Origin of the sequence: Pseudomonas sp. R84 (assembly GCF_009834515.1) — a bacterium.
Taxonomy (GTDB): Bacteria; Pseudomonadota; Gammaproteobacteria; order Pseudomonadales; family Pseudomonadaceae; genus Aquipseudomonas.
In genome coordinates, this window is record NZ_CP019426.1 from 4,882,818 (window position 1) to 4,900,000 (window position 17,183).

Here is a 17,183-nt window from a genome sequence, read left to right on the forward strand (position 1 = left end):
TTTCAAAGCCAACACAAATCGGCCCCCTCTCCCTCGGGAGAGGGCTGGGCGGGCGGCGTTCCGATGAGGGGTAGCTACACCACAAATCCCAAGGTGCAGCGAAGCAAACCGTAGACGCTGCGCCCGGATCAGTCCCGGAGCGAACCCACAGGCCGCCAAGGCCAAAAAAAAAGCCCCTCAAAACGAGGGGCCCAAAAAACTACCACAAACCGCGTTCAGGTCATCTGAATAATGGTCTGCATAATCGTGCTCTGAGTGGAGATGGTCTTGGCGTTCGCCTGATAGTTGCTCTGGCCCTTGATCAGGTCTACCAGTTCGTTAGTCAGGTTAACGTTGGACTCTTCCAGAGAGTTCGAAGCAATCGAACCCAAAGTACCGGTTTCCGGTGCGTCGTAGCCCGGGATACCCGAAGCAAAAGTCTCTTTCCAGCTGGTGCCACCGATAGCCTGCAGGCCTTGTTCGTTGGTGAAGCTGGCGAGCGCAACCTGGCCGATGGCCTTGCTCTGGTTGTTGCTGAAGTTGGCAAACAAAGTACCGGTGCCGTCGATGGTCAGGTTGGTGATCTGGCCAGTGGCGTAACCGTCCTGAGTCGGAATCGAACGCGCGGTGTCAGCGTTGTACTGAGTGGTCTTGGCCATCGAAATGGTAATACCGGCCGGGTTGGCAGCCGCACCGTTAGGCGTAAAGGTACCGTTGGTCACAGTGCCCGGCTTCCAGGTCGTCAGCTTCAAGTCGCTGCTGATGATCGGGTTCGGCGCCGGAGCTGGTAATGTGCTAGGCGTGCTGACCTGCAACAGGTTGCCAGAACTGTCGAAGGTGAGTGTCGAAGCAACCGGAGGCGTAAGCGGATCGTTTGGATTGCTACCGGTCGCATCCGGGTTTCGGCCATCAACCAGAGTGTAGACCTTCCAGGTGTTTTCGCCGGTCTTCACCATATACTGATCCATGACGTGAGAGTTGCCCTGCGTGTCATAGATCGGCGTGCTGAACGACTTGGTGTAAGTCTCGAGTTTGGTCGGATCAAACTTGCCGGCCGCCACTGTGTCGTTGATCACCGGCGCAGTCGAGTTCAAGTTGATGCTCGAAGTCACCAACGAAGTCGATTTCGGCGCCAGGTTCGAGGTATCGATCTTCAGGTCGGTCAATACACCGTTGATGATCTTGCCGTTGGCGTCCACACCGTAACCCTGCAGGCGCGAGGTGTAGTCGGTGTTGGTGATGTAACCGGCGTTGTCGACCTTGAACGTACCGGCACGGGTGTAGGACACCGAGCCATTGTTGCTCATGGTGAAGAAGCCCGAACCGTTGATGCCCATGTCCAGCACGTTACCGGTGTTGTTGATGTCACCCTGGGTGAACTGCTGGGAAACGTTGGCCAGGCGCACGCCGTTGCCGATCACTTTGCTGCCGCTGCCCAGGCGAGTGGCCGAGTAGACGTCTTCGAATTCTGCACGGGACGATTTGAAACCGGCGGTCGCGACGTTGGCGATGTTGTTGCCGGTCACGTCCAGTTGTTTGTTGGCTGCATAGAGACCGCTAAGGCCGATATTGAAAGACATATTCCACTCCTTTGTGCCGGTTAGTCGGCTCTATATACCAATGGTTTGTACTTTGGACAGGGCAACGGTGCCCTTGCCGGACAGGTTGAGCATCAGCTCACCGCCGGTCTGGCTGATCGTCACGCTGGTGACGGTGGCCGGCAGGTAGGTCGCCATATCGGTCGAGGTGCCATTGATCAATGCGTTGGCCTTAACGGTATAGGTGCCAGTAGCCACCAGATTGCCGTCCTTGTCCTTGCCGTCCCAAGTAAAGCTTGCGTTGCCTGCAGCGCGGCTGCCCAGATCGATGGTGCGAACCACCGCGCCGCTGCTGTCGGTGATGCTCACGGTGCCGCCGGCAATCGACGACGGAACGGTGACCGAACCGGTCATGCCTTTGCTTGGATCGTCGAGCTGAACCGAGTTGGTCTGCACGATCACATTGCGGCCCACCAGCGACGACGCCTGCAAGGCTTGCGAGGAGTTGTAGTTGCCGGCCAGCGAACTGACTGTGCTGTTCAGCGTGGTGATGCCTTCCAGGCTACTGAACTGTGCCAACTGGGCAACGAATGCGCTGTTGTCCTGCGGATCGAGCGGGTTCTGGTTTTTCAGCTGGGTGACCAGCAATTGCAGGAACGCGTCCTTGCCCAGGGCCTGGCCGCCGGTGGCGCTGTTAGTGGCCGAAGCAATGCCACCGGCGGTCGAACTGGTCTTTTTCGACGAGTTCGACAGGATGTCATTCATGCTCAAGCTGCTGGTGGTATCGGAAACACTCATGGCAGTCGCCCCTTATTACTGACCGAGGGTCAGTACCTTCTGCATCATGGTTTTGGCGGTGTTCATCATTTCGGCGTTGGTCTGGAAGGACCGGCTCGCGGAAATCATGTCAGCCATTTCTTCCACCACGTTGACGTTCGGGTAGTAGACGTAGCCTTTGGCATCGGCCGCCGGATGGTTCGGCTCGTAGCGCGCTTCGAGGTTGCTCTGGTCTTCGACCACGCCGAGCACCTGCACGCCTTGACCGGCGGCGTCCTGGCTCTGGAACAGCGAATTGCTGCCGCTGTTCTGGCCGCCCTGGAACATGGTGGCGAATACCGGGTGACGGGCGCGATAGGTCTGGTCGATGCTCGAGGAGACGGTTTCGGCGTTGGCGATGTTCGACGCCACGGTGTTCAGACGCGTGGTCTGTGCGCTCATGCCGCTGCCGGCAATGTTGAAAACGCTGGACAGGGACATGAATTACTCTCCGCGCAGGGCTGACACCAGCCCTTTGAATTTGCTGTTGAGCAGGGTGAAGCTGGCCTGGAAGCCGACGGCGTTTTCCGCGTAGTTCGACTGTTCCAGCTGGGCGTCCACGGTGTTCTGGTCGATCGAAGGTTGCATCGGCGTGCGATACATCAGCGATTCGTCGCCGTTGCCCAGACCTTCAGCTTCGATGTGACGGCTGTTGGTCATGTTCAGGGCGATGGTGCCGTTCGCGTTTTTCTGGGTCTGTGCTTCAAGCACTTTGGAGAAATCCAGATCCCGAGCCTTGTAGTTCGGGGTATCGGCGTTGGCGATGTTGTTGGCCAGCACTTCGGCACGCTGGGCGCGGAAGCCCAATGCCTTTTCGTGAATGCCGAGCGCTTTATCGAAGCTGATGCTCATGTCGGGAACCTTCAGGTGACCGGTTTTTCGTAACTGAGCTTTAGCAAGCGCCGTGCCAAACTATAAACCCCCCATAAACCGCGGCTTTGCGGGGAGTCGGCAACGCGGCAATGCCAGAAAAGCGGCAACCGGTTTCCGCCGGATGCCGCTTTTCTGCCGCTTGCCGTCCATCTCATACGCACCACGGCCCCCTGTAGGAGTGAGCCTGCTCGCGATAGCGGTGTGTCACGCACCGATGATGTTGAATGGGCTACCGCTATCGCGAGCAGGCTCACTCCTACAGGGGTTTTGTGGTGTCAGGGAGAAATTCCGCAGGCACAAAAAAACGGCAGGCCTTTGCGGTCCTGCCGTTTTTTGTGTTGCCGATGTAATCATTTCGCCTGGTAAATGATCCCCGGGCTGCACTGCACCATCTGGTAATGGTCCGGCAAACCGTTCAGCGCTTCGGAAGCGCCAAGGAACAGATAACCGCCCGGCTTCAACGTGCTGTGAATGCGCAACAGGATGTCCTTCTTCACTTCGGCAGAGAAGTAGATCAACACGTTGCGGCAGAACACGATGTCGAACTTGCCCAGCGCGGCGTAGCTGTCGAGCAGGTTGAACGAGCGAAACTCCACGCGGTTCTTGATCGGCGCCTTGATCACCCAGCGCCCCGGCCCTTTCGGGTCGAAGTAACGCTGCAGACGCTCCGGCGACAAACCGCGACCGATCGCCAGGCTGTCGTATTCGCCCGTCTTGCAGTTGTTCAGCATAAGGCCGGAAAGATCAGTGGCAACGATCTGCACACCCATCTTCAACTGGCCCAGGTTGCTGCGCTCGAACTCGTCGATCGACATCGACAGCGAGTACGGCTCCTGGCCCGACGAGCAGGCGGCCGACCAGATCCGTAGACGCTGGTTGGGGCTGGCCTTGATCGCTTCAGGCAGCACCTTGTTCTTCAAGACTTCAAACGGATAGGTATCACGAAACCACAGGGTTTCGTTGGTCGTCATGGCATCGACCACCTGCTCGCGCAAACCGCTGCGCGGCTGGGTCTGGATGCGCTGAACCAGCTCACCCAGGGACTTGATGCCTTGCTGCTCCATCAGTTTGTTGAGACGGCTCGAGACCAGGTACTGCTTGTTTTCACCGAGCAAAATGCCACAGGCTTTTTCCAGGAAGACCCGGAACTGTTCGAAATCCAAATTACCCGTAGACAATGATGCCGCCTCTTAAATCGTGTTGACCGCCAGGAGCAAAGCGCTCCTAGCTGATATCTGCTGCTTTGATCCGGTCGACTACCCGGGATGCCAGGTCATCAGGACGGAATTTGGCCAGGAAGTCATCAGCACCGACTTTCTTGACCATCGCCTGATTGAATACCCCCGACAACGAAGTATGCAGGATGATATGAAGCTTTTGCATGCGTGCGTCGCCGCGGATTTCCGCCGTCAGGGTGTACCCGTCCATCTCCGGCATCTCGATGTCGGAAATCATCATCAGGAACTCTTCTTCCGGCTTCTTGCCCTCATCGACCAGCTTGCGCAGGTAATCCAGTGCTTGCTTGCCGTCGTTCAGCGCCACCACTTCGACACCGATCGTTTGCAGACAACGCGTGACCTGCTTGCGCGCCACCGATGAGTCATCGACCGTCAAGACACGCAACGACAGTGCCTTGGTCTGGGTCTCGACATCGACCACGCCCACCGAAATCGCTTCCGGTGTCGGCGCAACTTCCGCCAGCACTTTCTCGACGTCGATGATTTCGACTAACTGATTGTCCACCCGAGTCACAGCGGTCAGGTAATGATCGCGGCCCGTGCCCTTGGGTGGTGGATGAATCTCTTCCCAGTTCATGTTGACGATGCGCTCCACCGAGCGGACCAGGAAACCCTGGGTCTTGGTGTTGTACTCCGTGATGATCACGAACGGGTTGTTCTTGTCTTTCAACGCTCCGGAACCGGTGGCCATTGCCAGATCAAGGATCGGAATGGTCGCCCCCCGGATATTTGCCACCCCGCACACGACAGGACTGGACTTGGGCATCAACGTCAGCGACGGGCACTGCAACACTTCCCGCACCTTGAACACGTTGATTCCATAAAGCTGCTGACCGTCAAGACGGAACAACAACAGCTCCAGGCGATTCTGCCCTACCAGTTGCGTGCGCTGGTTCACCGAATCCATTACACCAGCCATGCCCAGACTCCTACACCAACGCCAAGTGTTGTTGCGACGCACATTCATTGCTAAACGGCACGGCGCTTGCTTTTTTAACTCGTATGAACGCTCAAACGACATTTTTCCGACACCTGACCTCCCGCGCTCGCAAAAGCCTTTGCGCGATGTCAGCCGTCTGCTGCTTTTTCGCTGGCAACCCTGCCATTGCTGATGCGGTTACCTTGCCTGACATGCTTATCGGCGTCACTCAGGGCTTTCTTGAGTTCACCGTAGAAGACTATCTGGCTACCAGTCAAACGGAAGGCCGCTACGAAATCGAAGTTAACCAGCTCGACCCCCGTATGCGCATGCCTATGTGCGACAAGGAATTGACAGCGACTTTGGAGAGCCCGGCACGTCCGTTGGGCCGGGTTACCGTGAAGGTGCGCTGTGAAGGCGCCTCGCCCTGGACCGTGTTCGTGCCCGCTCAAGTCCGCCTGTTTCGCGAGATTGTGACCACCACCCGACCGCTGAAACGTGCAGGGATTATCGAACCGCAGGACGTGACCCTGCGTGAGCGCGACGTGAGTACGATCAACCAAGGCTTTCTGACCTCGGTAGACGAAGCGATCGGGCAGAAATTAACCCGACCAACGGTAGCCGATCAGGTCATTACCCTGGTTCATCTGGAACAGGCCGAAGTCATTCGCAAGGGCGATCAAGTGGTCATCACTGCGCGCAGCGGCACGCTCGCCGTGCGCATGCCAGGTGAAGCGCTGGCCAATGGCGGTTTGAAAGAACAGATACGCGTGAAAAACCTCAACTCGCAACGGGTCATCAAGGCGCAAGTCACCGCGCCCGGCCAAGTGGAAGTCGCGATGTAGAAAACTGGCGCTGCCCCCGGCTGTTCCCTAAACTGTGCCGCAGCAGGACACGCGCCGGCGCATGCAAGGCTCATTGTAAATGTGCCTAAAGTTTTCCAGGGGATGGCCGAAAACATGGCAAGCGTCCAAATTCCCAGAGGTTTTTATCATGGTCATCGATTTCAGCCGTTTGAACAGCTCCTCGTCACTTACGGGCAGTACACGTACCAGCAACGCCAAGGAAACCGCCGAAACCGGCACCTCCGCGCCGCTGAATACCCAGGCCGAACCGGCCAGTACCGCAAAAAGCGGGGAATCGGTACACCTCAGCAATGAGGCTCAACAGTTGCAGAAGGTCACTGACAAGCTGCGCGATCAGCCTGCTGTCGACAAAGCCCGTGTGGCCGAGTTGAAAGCCGCGATTGCCGATGGCAGCTATAAAGTCGACAGCAACCGTGTAGCCAGCAAACTGCTCAACTTCGAAGCCCAGCGCTAGGCCTTTGCCGGCGCGAGGCTTTTGGACGCTTAACACCCAAGGCCAGCCATGCACGACACTAATTTATTGCAACTGATCAACGACGACTTTGCTCCAGCTCAACAATTGCTGGAGTTGCTGCAAACCGAATCTCTCGCGTTGCACGGTCGCGACATGCCCCTGCTGGAAGAAATTCTGGCGCATAAACAGGCATTGATCATTTTGCTTGAACAGCATGGCCGCAAACGCAGCGAAATCCTCGCCAGCCTCAACTTGTCGACAGACCGCAGCGGTCTGGAGCAGCTGGCTGGCAAGTCGAGCATTGGCGACCAGTTGTTGACGCAAGGCGATGCATTGACCGATCTGATCGCTCAATGCCAGGCCGCCAACGTCAAGAACGGCCAGTCGATCCAGATCCAGCAGGCCGCCACGGCCAATCAACTGAAGATCCTTACCGGTGGTGAAGCGCCAGCGCTTTATAACGCCAGCGGTACATTTGCCAAACCCGCCGTACCGCGTCCGCTCAGCCAGGCATGAGCCGTTGATGCGCCAGCTCTATCAACCCGCGGAACATGCTGGCAAAATGCTGGCTAGTCGTCATATTTTGTCTGGAGATTGATAAACCGTGTCCAACGCCCTCAGCGCGGATGATGCTCCGCAGCCCCCTAAGGTGCTCACCACGCCACTGGAAATCTCCAGCAACCTGCGCCAGCTGCAAGAAAGCCACGATCCGCTGATCATCACTTTTCACGAGCGCAGCCAGCGCTTCCAGAGCTACCTGATCAAAGTCGACCGCGACAGCGCCTCGATCGCGCTGGATGAGATGATCCCGCGTGATGGCGAACGCTTCCTGCTGGCCGGCGAGCCGTTCAAGGTCGAAGGTTTTCATGACGGTGTGCGCATTGCCTGGGAATGCACCGGCACACTGAACATCGAAGAGTCCGAAGGTGATCGTTTCTACACCGGCGAACTGCCGACCGAAGTGGTTTACCACCAGCGCCGCAATGCTTTCCGCGCCGCGCTGAAGCTGACTGATCTGGTCAGCGTTGAACTGGGCGGCGAAAAGCTCAAGGCGCCGATCAACGGCAAACTGCTGGATATTTCCGCGACCGGCTGCAAGCTGCGCTTCGAAGGCGATATCACTGATCGCCTGCAACTGGGTCAGGTCTATGACCGCTTGATCGCCCCGCCGCTGTTCGGCAACCAGCCGACCTCCGTCGAACTGCGCTATCTGCACTTCGAAGAAAAACTCAACATCACCTTTGCCGGCCTGCGCTTCCACAATATCAGTGGTCAGGCGGCGCGCAACGTTGAGCGCTTCGTGTATCAGTTGCAGCGTGAAGCACGCCGTTTCGATAAAGACGATATGTGATTCGTCCGGCTAATAAAAAGGGCAGTCCTTGAGGGGACTGCCCTTTTTTATGCGCGGTGGTTTTTGTTCAGTTCAGGGTCTGCCGCCACTGAGATCGGGCGCGGGCTTGTCGGTGTCGGTGTCGGTGTCGGTGTCGGTGTCGGTATCCGGTTCGACCGCTGCCGCAGGCGCTGGCTGACTATCAGGTTCAGGCTCGGGATTTGCCGGGGCCTGCCCAGGATCCTGGACCATCTGCTCCTGGACCACCTGCTCGTCTACCCGAGGGTCGAGGGCGGCCACGAGCGGCGAGCTGGACATGCTGTCGGGCATGGCCACGTGATGCAGCGGCGCATCGTCGACCTGATGTAGATTGGTCACGGCTTTCGGCCGGATCCGCCACACCAGCACCAGCGCGAAGAAGCTGAAGAACGCATACAGACTCTGACTGCCAAACAGCTTCATCAGCACACCCGCGAGCAGCGGCCCAATGCTCGCGCCGACCCCGTAAGTCACCAACAGCATGGCGGTCAGCGACACACGGCGATCACCTTCCACATGGTCATTGGAGAATGCCACCGCCAGCGGGTACAGACAGAACTGCACCAGTGAACACAGGAAACCAACCCCGAACAACACTTCCAGCGGAACCTGCGGCAGCACCGCCAATGGTAACGCCGCCACCGCCAGGAACCCGGCAAAACAGCGAATCAGCAGCGCCCGGTCGTAACGATCGGACAACCAGCCCAGCGGCCACTGCACCAGCAAACCGGCGAAGATGCAGCTCCCCATGAACAGACCGACCTGCTCGGTCGACAGCCCTTGTTGCGAGGCATACAACGGCGCCAGACCATAGAACGAACCGATGATCAGACCGGCACCGAGCACCGTACTCAGCGACTGCGGCACCCGTTTGATGAAGAAGCGCGGCTCCATCGGCGCCGGATGCAGTGGCGCCGGGTGAATGCGCCGGGTCAACGTCACGGGCACCAGGCACAGGGCAAAACACAGGGCAACCAGCATCAGCAGTTCCAGACCCAGCCCGGGGTGCATGACCAGAATCAATTGACCCAGCACCAGGCCAAGGTATGACGCGATCATGTAACCGCTGAATACCAGACCTCGCTGATTGGCGTCCGCCTGTTCGTTGAGCCAGCTCTCGATCACCATGTATTGGCACATCATGCCCAGACCGACGATGGTCCGCAGCACCAGCCATGCCGGCAGCCAATCGACCAGACCATGGCCAAGCACTGCCGCCCCGACAATCCCGGCACAGGCAGAATAAGCACGAATATGCCCGACCCGGGCAATCAGTCGGTGACCGATCTTGCCGCCCAACACCAAGCCGAAATAGTTGGCGGCCATCAGCGCACCGACCCAGAGGCCGTCGACGTTGTCAGCGGCCAGACGCAAGGCCAGATAAGTGGATAGAAGGCCCGAGCCGATCAACATCATCAGCGAGGCGAAATACAGCGCTCGAAAGGATTTCCAGATTTGGCGCATCGGCGTTCCGAGCGGCTCCTTGCAGTAAATATCGGGCTACCAAAACGATAGCCCGGTGGCGACAGTTCGTCAGGCCTGGGCTGCTAGAACACGCCGTTCCCAGGGAGTGATTTCATCAAAGAAGCTGGTCAACTCCATGGTCTTCGAAGCGATGTAGCCTTCGATGAACTCCTGCCCGAACAGTTCCCTCGCCAACTGGCTACGCTTCAGACGTTCGAGCGCGGCGTGCAAGGTACACGGCAGCGAGAGGTTGTCCGGCACCTCGAACTCGCCCTGAATCGCCTCGCTCGGCTCCAGCTCATGCTCGATACCATGCAAACCGGCAGCCAGACTGGCAGCGATCGCCAGATACGGATTGGCATCGGCGCCCGGCAAACGATTTTCCACCCGACGAGCCACCGGCGAACTGGCCGGAATTCGCAGCCCGGCGGCACGGTTGTCGTGGGACCAGCACGCATTGTTCGGCGATGCATAGGGATGGCACAGGCGCTGATAGGAATTCACATTGGGTGCAAACAGTGCGGTGAAATCAGCCATGCCCGCCTGCTGACCACCGATGAAATGGCGGAACATCGCCGTCGGCTGACCGCTTTCGTCGCTGAAGACATTCTTGCCACTGCCGATGTCGACGATGCTCTGGTGAATGTGCATCGAACTGCCCGGCGTGTGTGCCAGCGGTTTAGCCATGCACACCACGGTCAGGCCATGCTTGAGCGCGACTTCCTTGAGCAGGTGTTTGAACAGGAACGTCTGGTCGGCGAGCAACAGCGGATCGCCGTGCAGCAGATTGATCTCGAACTGGCTGACACCCATCTCGTGCATGAAGGTATCGCGCGGCAAACCGAGGGCCGCCATGCATTTATAGACTTCGTTGAAGAAAGGTCGCAGACCGTTATTGGAGCTGATGCTGAACGCCGACTGGCCATCTTCGCGACGACCGTCGAGACCGACGGGAGGCCGGAACGGTTGGGTCGGATCGGTGTTCGGCGCGAAGACAAAGAATTCCAGTTCGGTCGCCACCACCGGCGCCAAGCCGCGCGCGGCATAACGGGCAATGACTTTTTTCAACTGGCCACGGGTCGACAGATTGGAGCTTTCGCCGGTCAATTCATCGGCGTCGCAAATGGCCAGGGCACGCGGGTCGTTGCTCCACGGCAGGCGATGGATCTGGGTCGGTTCGGCGACCAGCGCCAGGTCTCCGTCATCGCTGCCATAAAACCGCGCGGCCGGGTAACCGCCCATGATGCATTGCAGCAGCACACCCCGCGCCAACTGCAAACGCCGTCCTTCGAGGAAACCTTCGGCGGTCATCACTTTGCCCCGCGGTACGCCGTTCAAATCCGGCGTGACACATTCAATCTCATCAATGCCCGTCAATCGCTGCGCGAGTGAACGCTGGCCATCGGTTGTCATGACGCAATCCTTGTTATTGTGCGAGCCGCGAACGGCGACCCGTACAAAATAGGCTTCGGCTGTTCGGAATATCAAGCAGCGTCAAACAAAAAACCAGACAACGGGGATGTGCGTTCAGGGTAGGTAGAGGTTGAAGACGCCGCCGCCCAATGGCCCGCCATTGCGGATTTCGGTGCGACCTTCAACACCGTTACGCTGATGCAGCGCCGCGATGCGATTGGCGAAATACAAACCGAGCCCGGTGCTGCCACTGCTGTGGTTGATGCCCTGCACGTAATCGGCCTGGCGCTCGAGCATCTCGGCCGGGTAACCGTCGCCGTCGTCGTTGATGCTCAGCACCAATTGCCCGGCTTCGTCACTGACGGTGATCAGCAACGATTCGCGGGCATAACGAATCGCATTGTTGATGCAGTTACCGAGCACTGAGGCAATCAATTCACGGTCGAAGAAACCCAACGGACTCAGCGGATCGACCTCGTAGGTGGCGATGATCCCGCGACTGGCAAACACCTCTTGATGCGCCGCCAGTTGCGCCTCAATAAAGTCATCAAGTTCGTGATACGCCGGTTGCAGCGGCATCTGGTTGACGCCGAGCTTGTACAGCCCGAGCAACTGCACCAGCATGCCATTGAGGTGGGCGAACTCGAAGTCGATGACGCCCCGCTCCGAACCTTCGCGCTGCGCTTGCGGCAAGCGCGCCAGCCATTGGCTATGGGCCTGCATGAGCATGGCCAGCGAGTTCTTCATGTCGTGGACGGTGGAGGCGATCACCGTAGAAAAATCCAGCGCCTGCTTGTCGTTGCTCATTCGCCAAACGCCTTGCTTTTCAGCTTCTGATAACGCGCATGACGCGCGTCGGTGTCGGGCATCAGGCCAACCATTTTCAGGCAGGCCCGACATTCTTCCAGCTCCGCCGACGGCACACTGGTGTCGGTGCCGTGGAGCAGCGACTGGGCCATGTTCAGCGCGATACTGATGTTCTTCGGTTGCATCTTCAGCGCCTTGCGGAAGACCTCGCGGGCCTCCACCAGGTTGCCGGTCTTGTACACGCGCACGCCCTGACGGTTGAGATCGGCAGCGGCGTTGCTGGAGCTGAGGATAGTCGGGTCGTCGGTGAGCTTGGCGATGTCTTTCATCACCGCCGGATCATCACCGTAGATTTCCGCGCAGCTCTTGAGCATCGAGGTGCCCGCCTCGGCCTGCCCGAGCATCTGCAACTGCTTGGCGACCAACAGCGCCGCTTCCGGACTCATGAACTGTTCCATGCCGTCGAGGCGCATCAGCGCTTGTTCGGTGAGCTTGTCGGCAGTTTCGGCATCATTGAGCAGAAGACTGGTGGCTTTCATCAGACGTGCACGAATCTGCAGGCCGGGGTCGGTCGGGTTTTCTTTGGCCACCGCGCTGAGGGTGGTGTTGATTTCCAGCCGCGTGCGCGTGTCGAGACCGCGTTCGCTGCCCTTGCTGATCAGCGCGTGGGCCAGCCCGAGGTTGCTTTCCGGGTCCTTGAAGCGCGACTGTGCACCTTGCGACACCGCTTGGCGGTAAGCACGCGAGGCGGTGTCGAAATCTTCGTTGGCCATCGCCAGTTTGCCAAGCAAGGCCTGTCGGCGCACCGCCAGCGGCGAAAGACGAATGGCCTCTTCGAGCACCTGTTGCGCGCCTTTGGTATCGCCCTCCGATACCAGCACATCGGCCATACCGTCGTACAGCGACGGCATCATCGGGAACACCTTCAGCGCTTTCTCATAGACGCCTTTGGCCTGTGCAACCTGACCACGCTTGAAGAGCAACTTGCCCAATCCGGCAAATGCCCATGGCAACGGCCGGTCGGCAATGATGCTGTCGTAGAGGCGTTCCAGCGCTTCGTTCTGATTCATGTCGCGCAGCGCATCAGCGCGGTAGCGCAGGCACAGCGGCGAATAGCGAATGTCCTGCTTGCACAGGGCGATGCAAGCGTTGAGCACCTCGACCGGTTTGCCACGGTCGAGGGCCTGCAGAATCGGTTTGAGCAACGTCTTGCGCTGCTCCAGACGTTCCAGGCGCTGGGCCAGACCGGAACGGTTGAACGGCTTGGTCAGGTACGCATCCGGCTCATGCTCTAGGGCACTGAGCACCATCGCCTGACTGGTCTCGGCGGTGACCATGACAAACACTGCTTCATGGCTGATGAGCTTTTCCAGCATCAGGTCTTCGAGAACCTGCTGGCCGTTCTTCTTGCCGTCACCGAGGTGAAAATCCTGCAGGATGAAATCGTAGGACTTCTGTGCGCACATCTTCAGCGCCTGCTCACCGGTGTCGGCCGTATCGACATCCTTGACCCCAAGCTCACGCAGCATCGAACGCACGGAACTGCGGAAATCCGAGAAATCATCGACGATCAGAAAACTCTTTTGGTGATACGACAGCATCGAAGACTTCCAGGCAATTGAAGTGAGGGCAATTTCAGGCGCGCAAATGATAGCTGGCGGCCAAATGCCATCAAGCGATTTCGCGCGACTTTTAAGTCACCGAATGGGTTATCGGCCAGAAGTGCTGTTCCCTGAAGCCGGCGCTTCAAGATTCCTTGCCTAGCGATTACCCTGCGCGCCGGCATAACTTCCCACTACAAGGTTTACATCGTGCACATCAAAGGACGCTGCATCACGTCTGTCTGCGCGTTGCTGTTTATACAGCAGGCAATGGCGGCTGGAATGGATTGTACAAAAGCGGCGAATGCCGTCGAAAACACTGTTTGCGCGAACAAGTCGCTGTATGAACTGGATGCGCAGATGGGCGTGGTTTATCGGGATTTATTCAAAGCCTCTGCTTGCGCACAAGCTGAACTCAAGCGCACTCAACGGCTGTGGCTGAAAACCCGCAATGAATGCGCCGAAGATATTTCGTGCCTGAGTCAGCAGTATCGCGAGCGCCTGCAAGCGCTGCACGCGCAGTGGCAGGCGGCGGTTGCCTATCAACCGGATGACCTCGATAAACAGGCGCTGGACGATCTGCAAAAGCGCATTCAAGCCGCCAGTAAAGATGATCCAGAGTTTGCGCTGGATCGAGCGCTCGCCGCGCTCGCCGTCAAAACAACTGCCGGCGGTTTTGACGGTGAAGCAAGTGAAGAGGATTCGTCGATAACGCACTTTCCGACAGCGCAGCCCAAAGGCGTTAGCGCCAATGAATGGCGAGCGCTCACCGCTTCCCTGATCTCTGACGCTGCCGAAACCGGCCTGAGTTCTTACACCTTGCGGGATCTGGATGGCGACGGGCAACGCGATCTGATTGTAAATACTTACGCCGGGGGTACCGGCCTGTTCACCTACGTGGAAACCTGGCGTCGCGACGGAGAACGGTTCGTTAAACGTTCTGTTGAGCCTGAAAGTTCGCTGTTCTACACCAACGATCGCGGAGCCAATCAGTCAGTGGATTGGATAAACCTGCATGGCAAAACTTATGCGGCTTATCGAAACAGCGAGTACGGCGTTGATCGTGTCTACTTGCTGAACCCGCTGAAAATCAACGTTCAGGTGCCTACGGTGACGATCCGTTATCGCTATGACCTCGACGTGCCCATTCTTCAACACAAAGATGACGGCAACAGCACGTTTGAACTCGAACCCGATCTGCACCGAGCGCTCAATCTGGCAGTGGCGAAGGTAAATGAAACCGCCGTTATCCCTTCAAAAGAACCGCTCTGCCCTATTCCGGCTACCGGTGCCGTGGAAAACGATTACTACAGCTTTGGTCCGGCGCATTACAGCATTGAAAAAGTCGCCGACCTGCCGGTCTTCATTGGCAATGATTGTTACATCGGCGCCTTGATCGACTGGTTCGGCAGTTACCGCGAAAAGTATGGTTTGTTCGCGCAACTGGCATTGCGTAAACCGGACAGCGATGACGGCAGCCGTATATACGAAGTCTACGGTCGCCGACACATAACCGACGTCAGCACTTCAATGGGTGAAGTTGAGCTGAACGAAGGTTAGCCGCGCATCCTGTCTGATGTTGAAAATCAATGGTGCAGTCGCGGCTCGCCGTGGCAATTCGTCGGCTGACGTGAATGCAAAAAGCCCCGTCGCAATTTCCATTGCGACGGGGCTTTGAATTTGAACTGGATAGTCTTCCCATGCTTTATCCCGGAATTACTTTTCTGCGGGCAAAACAAAACCCCAACTGCTTTCGCAATTGGGGTTTCGGAATTTAATCTTGACGATGACCTACTCTCACATGGGGAAACCCCACACTACCATCGGCGATGCATCGTTTCACTGCTGAGTTCGGGATGGGATCAGGTGGTTCCAACGCTCTATGGTCGTCAAGAAATTCGGGTACTGAGTCGTGGCCTTGTGGCCTCGCTTCAGCAAATTGGGTATGTGACAGCTTTCGGTGTTTTGTGAACATCGAACTTTCGGTTCGTTTCGTCTTCACACACCGCAATCTGGTCTCTCTCGAGTTCGCAAATTGCTTGGGTGTTATATGGTCAAGCCTCACGGGCAATTAGTATTGGTTAGCTCAACGCCTCACAGCGCTTACACACCCAACCTATCAACGTCGTAGTCTTCGACGGCCCTTCAGGGAACTCAAGGTTCCAGTGAGATCTCATCTTGAGGCAAGTTTCCCGCTTAGATGCTTTCAGCGGTTATCTTTCCCGAACATAGCTACCCGGCAATGCCACTGGCGTGACAACCGGAACACCAGAGGTTCGTCCACTCCGGTCCTCTCGTACTAGGAGCAGCCCCTCTCAAATCTCAAACGTCCACGGCAGATAGGGACCGAACTGTCTCACGACGTTCTAAACCCAGCTCGCGTACCACTTTAAATGGCGAACAGCCATACCCTTGGGACCGGCTTCAGCCCCAGGATGTGATGAGCCGACATCGAGGTGCCAAACACCGCCGTCGATATGAACTCTTGGGCGGTATCAGCCTGTTATCCCCGGAGTACCTTTTATCCGTTGAGCGATGGCCCTTCCATACAGAACCACCGGATCACTAAGACCTACTTTCGTACCTGCTCGACGTGTCTGTCTCGCAGTCAAGCGCGCTTTTGCCTTTATACTCTACGACCGATTTCCGACCGGTCTGAGCGCACCTTCGTACTCCTCCGTTACTCTTTAGGAGGAGACCGCCCCAGTCAAACTACCCACCATACACTGTCCTCGATCCGGATAACGGACCTGAGTTAGAACCTCAAAGTTGCCAGGGTGGTATTTCAAGGATGGCTCCACGCGAACTGGCGTCCACGCTTCAAAGCCTCCCACCTATCCTACACAAGCAAATTCAAAGTCCAGTGCAAAGCTATAGTAAAGGTTCACGGGGTCTTTCCGTCTAGCCGCGGATACACTGCATCTTCACAGCGATTTCAATTTCACTGAGTCTCGGGTGGAGACAGCGCCGCCATCGTTACGCCATTCGTGCAGGTCGGAACTTACCCGACAAGGAATTTCGCTACCTTAGGACCGTTATAGTTACGGCCGCCGTTTACCGGGGCTTCGATCAAGAGCTTCGCGTTAGCTAACCCCATCAATTAACCTTCCGGCACCGGGCAGGCGTCACACCCTATACGTCCACTTTCGTGTTTGCAGAGTGCTGTGTTTTTAATAAACAGTCGCAGCGGCCTGGTATCTTCGACCGGCATGAGCTTACGGAGCAAGTCCTTCACCCTCACCGGCGCACCTTCTCCCGAAGTTACGGTGCCATTTTGCCTAGTTCCTTCACCCGAGTTCTCTCAAGCGCCTTGGTATTCTCTACCCAACCACCTGTGTCGGTTTGGGGTACGGTTCCTGGTTACCTGAAGCTTAGAAGCTTTTCTTGGAAGCATGGCATCAACCACTTCGTGTTCTAAAAGAACACTCGTCATCAGCTCTCGGCCTTAAGATCCCGGATTTACCTAAGATCTCAGCCTACCACCTTAAACTTGGACAACCAACGCCAAGCTGGCCTAGCCTTCTCCGTCCCTCCATCGCAATAACCAGAAGTACAGGAATATTAACCTGTTTTCCATCGACTACGCTTTTCAGCCTCGCCTTAGGGACCGACTAACCCTGCGTCGATTAACGTTGCGCAGGAAACCTTGGTCTTTCGGCGTGGGTGTTTTTCACACCCATTGTCGTTACTCATGTCAGCATTCGCACTTCTGATACCTCCAGCAAGCTTCTCAACTCACCTTCACAGGCTTACAGAACGCTCCTCTACCGCATCATCCGAAGATGATACCCGTAGCTTCGGTGTATGGTTTGAGCCCCGTTACATCTTCCGCGCAGGCCGACTCGA

General features: G+C 57.3%; 15 protein-coding genes and 2 rRNA genes (1 of these 17 only partly in view). 5 read left to right on the forward strand and 12 right to left on the reverse strand.

Going from position 1 to position 17,183, the window contains the following annotated elements:
* Positions 1-215 precede the first annotated feature (215 nt).
* The 6 genes from flgE to PspR84_RS21620 form a co-directional block, all read right to left on the reverse strand.
* Positions 216-1,559 (reverse strand): flagellar hook protein FlgE, encoded by a 1,344-nt coding sequence (gene flgE, locus PspR84_RS21595; protein WP_160059076.1) that lies wholly within the window; start codon positions 1,557-1,559, stop codon positions 216-218.
* Between the two features lie 30 nt (positions 1,560-1,589).
* Positions 1,590-2,315, reverse strand: coding sequence for a flagellar hook assembly protein FlgD (gene flgD / locus PspR84_RS21600; protein WP_160059077.1), 726 nt, complete (start codon positions 2,313-2,315; stop codon positions 1,590-1,592).
* A 15-nt stretch (positions 2,316-2,330) separates the two neighbouring features.
* Positions 2,331-2,774 carry a flagellar basal body rod protein FlgC gene (gene flgC / locus PspR84_RS21605; RefSeq protein WP_003227217.1) on the reverse strand — a complete coding sequence of 148 codons (444 nt, stop codon included), beginning with the start codon at positions 2,772-2,774 and terminating at the stop codon, positions 2,331-2,333.
* A gap of 3 nt (positions 2,775-2,777) precedes the next feature.
* Positions 2,778-3,185: a flagellar basal body rod protein FlgB gene (gene flgB, locus PspR84_RS21610; protein ID WP_007917581.1), complete on the reverse strand. Its 408-nt coding sequence runs from the start codon at positions 3,183-3,185 to the stop codon at positions 2,778-2,780.
* Between the two features lie 371 nt (positions 3,186-3,556).
* Positions 3,557-4,384 carry a protein-glutamate O-methyltransferase CheR gene (gene cheR, locus PspR84_RS21615; RefSeq protein WP_160059078.1) on the reverse strand — a complete coding sequence of 276 codons (828 nt, stop codon included), beginning with the start codon at positions 4,382-4,384 and terminating at the stop codon, positions 3,557-3,559.
* A 46-nt stretch (positions 4,385-4,430) separates the two neighbouring features.
* Positions 4,431-5,363 carry a chemotaxis protein CheV gene (locus tag PspR84_RS21620; protein ID WP_007917585.1) on the reverse strand — a complete coding sequence of 311 codons (933 nt, stop codon included), beginning with the start codon at positions 5,361-5,363 and terminating at the stop codon, positions 4,431-4,433.
* 83 nt (positions 5,364-5,446) lie between these two features.
* Here PspR84_RS21620 and flgA point away from each other — a divergent pair, with 83 nt between their 5' ends.
* The 4 genes from flgA to PspR84_RS21640 all read left to right on the forward strand — a co-directional run bounded on the left by flgA (position 5,447) and on the right by PspR84_RS21640 (position 8,034).
* On the forward strand, positions 5,447-6,208 hold the full coding sequence (gene flgA / locus PspR84_RS21625) for a flagellar basal body P-ring formation chaperone FlgA (protein WP_160060128.1): 762 nt from the start codon (positions 5,447-5,449) through the stop codon (positions 6,206-6,208).
* Between the two features lie 148 nt (positions 6,209-6,356).
* Positions 6,357-6,683 carry a flagellar biosynthesis anti-sigma factor FlgM gene (flgM, locus tag PspR84_RS21630; protein WP_077574151.1) on the forward strand — a complete coding sequence of 109 codons (327 nt, stop codon included), beginning with the start codon at positions 6,357-6,359 and terminating at the stop codon, positions 6,681-6,683.
* 48 nt (positions 6,684-6,731) lie between these two features.
* Complete coding sequence (locus tag PspR84_RS21635) at positions 6,732-7,199, forward strand: flagellar protein FlgN (RefSeq protein WP_160059079.1); 468 nt, start codon at positions 6,732-6,734, stop codon at positions 7,197-7,199.
* Positions 7,200-7,287: 88 nt separating this feature from the next.
* The gene (locus tag PspR84_RS21640) at positions 7,288-8,034 is read left to right on the forward strand and encodes a flagellar brake protein (RefSeq protein ID WP_095123064.1); all 747 of its coding nucleotides are present in this window, start codon (positions 7,288-7,290) and stop codon (positions 8,032-8,034) included.
* A 72-nt stretch (positions 8,035-8,106) separates the two neighbouring features.
* Here PspR84_RS21640 and PspR84_RS21645 read toward each other — a convergent pair whose 3' ends face one another.
* The 4 genes from PspR84_RS21645 to PspR84_RS21660 all read right to left on the reverse strand — a co-directional run bounded on the left by PspR84_RS21645 (position 8,107) and on the right by PspR84_RS21660 (position 13,337).
* Positions 8,107-9,516: an MFS transporter gene (locus PspR84_RS21645; protein WP_160059080.1), complete on the reverse strand. Its 1,410-nt coding sequence runs from the start codon at positions 9,514-9,516 to the stop codon at positions 8,107-8,109.
* Between the two features lie 69 nt (positions 9,517-9,585).
* Positions 9,586-10,827, reverse strand: a complete 1,242-nt coding sequence (locus PspR84_RS21650) for a glutamine synthetase family protein (protein ID WP_174244521.1) — start codon at positions 10,825-10,827, stop codon at positions 9,586-9,588.
* A gap of 216 nt (positions 10,828-11,043) precedes the next feature.
* A complete protein-coding gene (locus PspR84_RS21655) occupies positions 11,044-11,736 on the reverse strand; it encodes a HAMP domain-containing sensor histidine kinase (protein WP_160059082.1) in 693 nt (230 codons plus the stop codon).
* Positions 11,733-13,337 (reverse strand): tetratricopeptide repeat-containing response regulator, encoded by a 1,605-nt coding sequence (locus tag PspR84_RS21660; protein WP_077574157.1) that lies wholly within the window; start codon positions 13,335-13,337, stop codon positions 11,733-11,735. Before PspR84_RS21660 ends, PspR84_RS21655 begins: the two co-directional genes overlap by 4 nt.
* 282 nt (positions 13,338-13,619) lie before the next feature.
* Between PspR84_RS21660 and PspR84_RS21665 the strand changes: the two genes are divergently transcribed.
* A complete protein-coding gene (locus PspR84_RS21665) occupies positions 13,620-14,897 on the forward strand; it encodes a hypothetical protein (protein WP_238785156.1) in 1,278 nt (425 codons plus the stop codon).
* A gap of 218 nt (positions 14,898-15,115) precedes the next feature.
* On the opposite strand, the gene rrf is transcribed toward PspR84_RS21665, so the two are convergent.
* A 5S ribosomal RNA gene (gene rrf / locus PspR84_RS21670) occupies positions 15,116-15,231 on the reverse strand.
* 156 nt (positions 15,232-15,387) lie between these two features.
* A 23S ribosomal RNA gene (locus tag PspR84_RS21675) occupies positions 15,388-17,183 on the reverse strand; it runs 1,098 nt beyond the window's last position.

Excerpts from the sequence above, each read along its gene's own strand:
- flgE (WP_160059076.1), bottom strand. The coding sequence starts at position 1,559 with ATGTCTTTCAATATCGGCCTTAGCGGTCTCTATGCAGCCAACAAACAA.
- flgD (WP_160059077.1), bottom strand. The coding sequence starts at position 2,315 with ATGAGTGTTTCCGATACCACCAGCAGCTTGAGCATGAATGACATCCTG.
- flgC (WP_003227217.1), bottom strand. The coding sequence starts at position 2,774 with ATGTCCCTGTCCAGCGTTTTCAACATTGCCGGCAGCGGCATGAGCGCA.
- flgB (WP_007917581.1), bottom strand. The coding sequence starts at position 3,185 with ATGAGCATCAGCTTCGATAAAGCGCTCGGCATTCACGAAAAGGCATTG.
- PspR84_RS21620 (WP_007917585.1), bottom strand. The coding sequence starts at position 5,363 with ATGGCTGGTGTAATGGATTCGGTGAACCAGCGCACGCAACTGGTAGGG.
- flgA (WP_160060128.1), top strand. The coding sequence starts at position 5,447 with ATGAACGCTCAAACGACATTTTTCCGACACCTGACCTCCCGCGCTCGC.
- flgM (WP_077574151.1), top strand. The coding sequence starts at position 6,357 with ATGGTCATCGATTTCAGCCGTTTGAACAGCTCCTCGTCACTTACGGGC.
- PspR84_RS21635 (WP_160059079.1), top strand. The coding sequence starts at position 6,732 with ATGCACGACACTAATTTATTGCAACTGATCAACGACGACTTTGCTCCA.
- PspR84_RS21645 (WP_160059080.1), bottom strand. The coding sequence starts at position 9,516 with ATGCGCCAAATCTGGAAATCCTTTCGAGCGCTGTATTTCGCCTCGCTG.
- PspR84_RS21650 (WP_174244521.1), bottom strand. The coding sequence starts at position 10,827 with ATGACCGCCGAAGGTTTCCTCGAAGGACGGCGTTTGCAGTTGGCGCGG.
- PspR84_RS21655 (WP_160059082.1), bottom strand. The coding sequence starts at position 11,736 with ATGAGCAACGACAAGCAGGCGCTGGATTTTTCTACGGTGATCGCCTCC.
- PspR84_RS21660 (WP_077574157.1), bottom strand. The coding sequence starts at position 13,337 with ATGCTGTCGTATCACCAAAAGAGTTTTCTGATCGTCGATGATTTCTCG.
- PspR84_RS21665 (WP_238785156.1), top strand. The coding sequence starts at position 13,620 with ATGGATTGTACAAAAGCGGCGAATGCCGTCGAAAACACTGTTTGCGCG.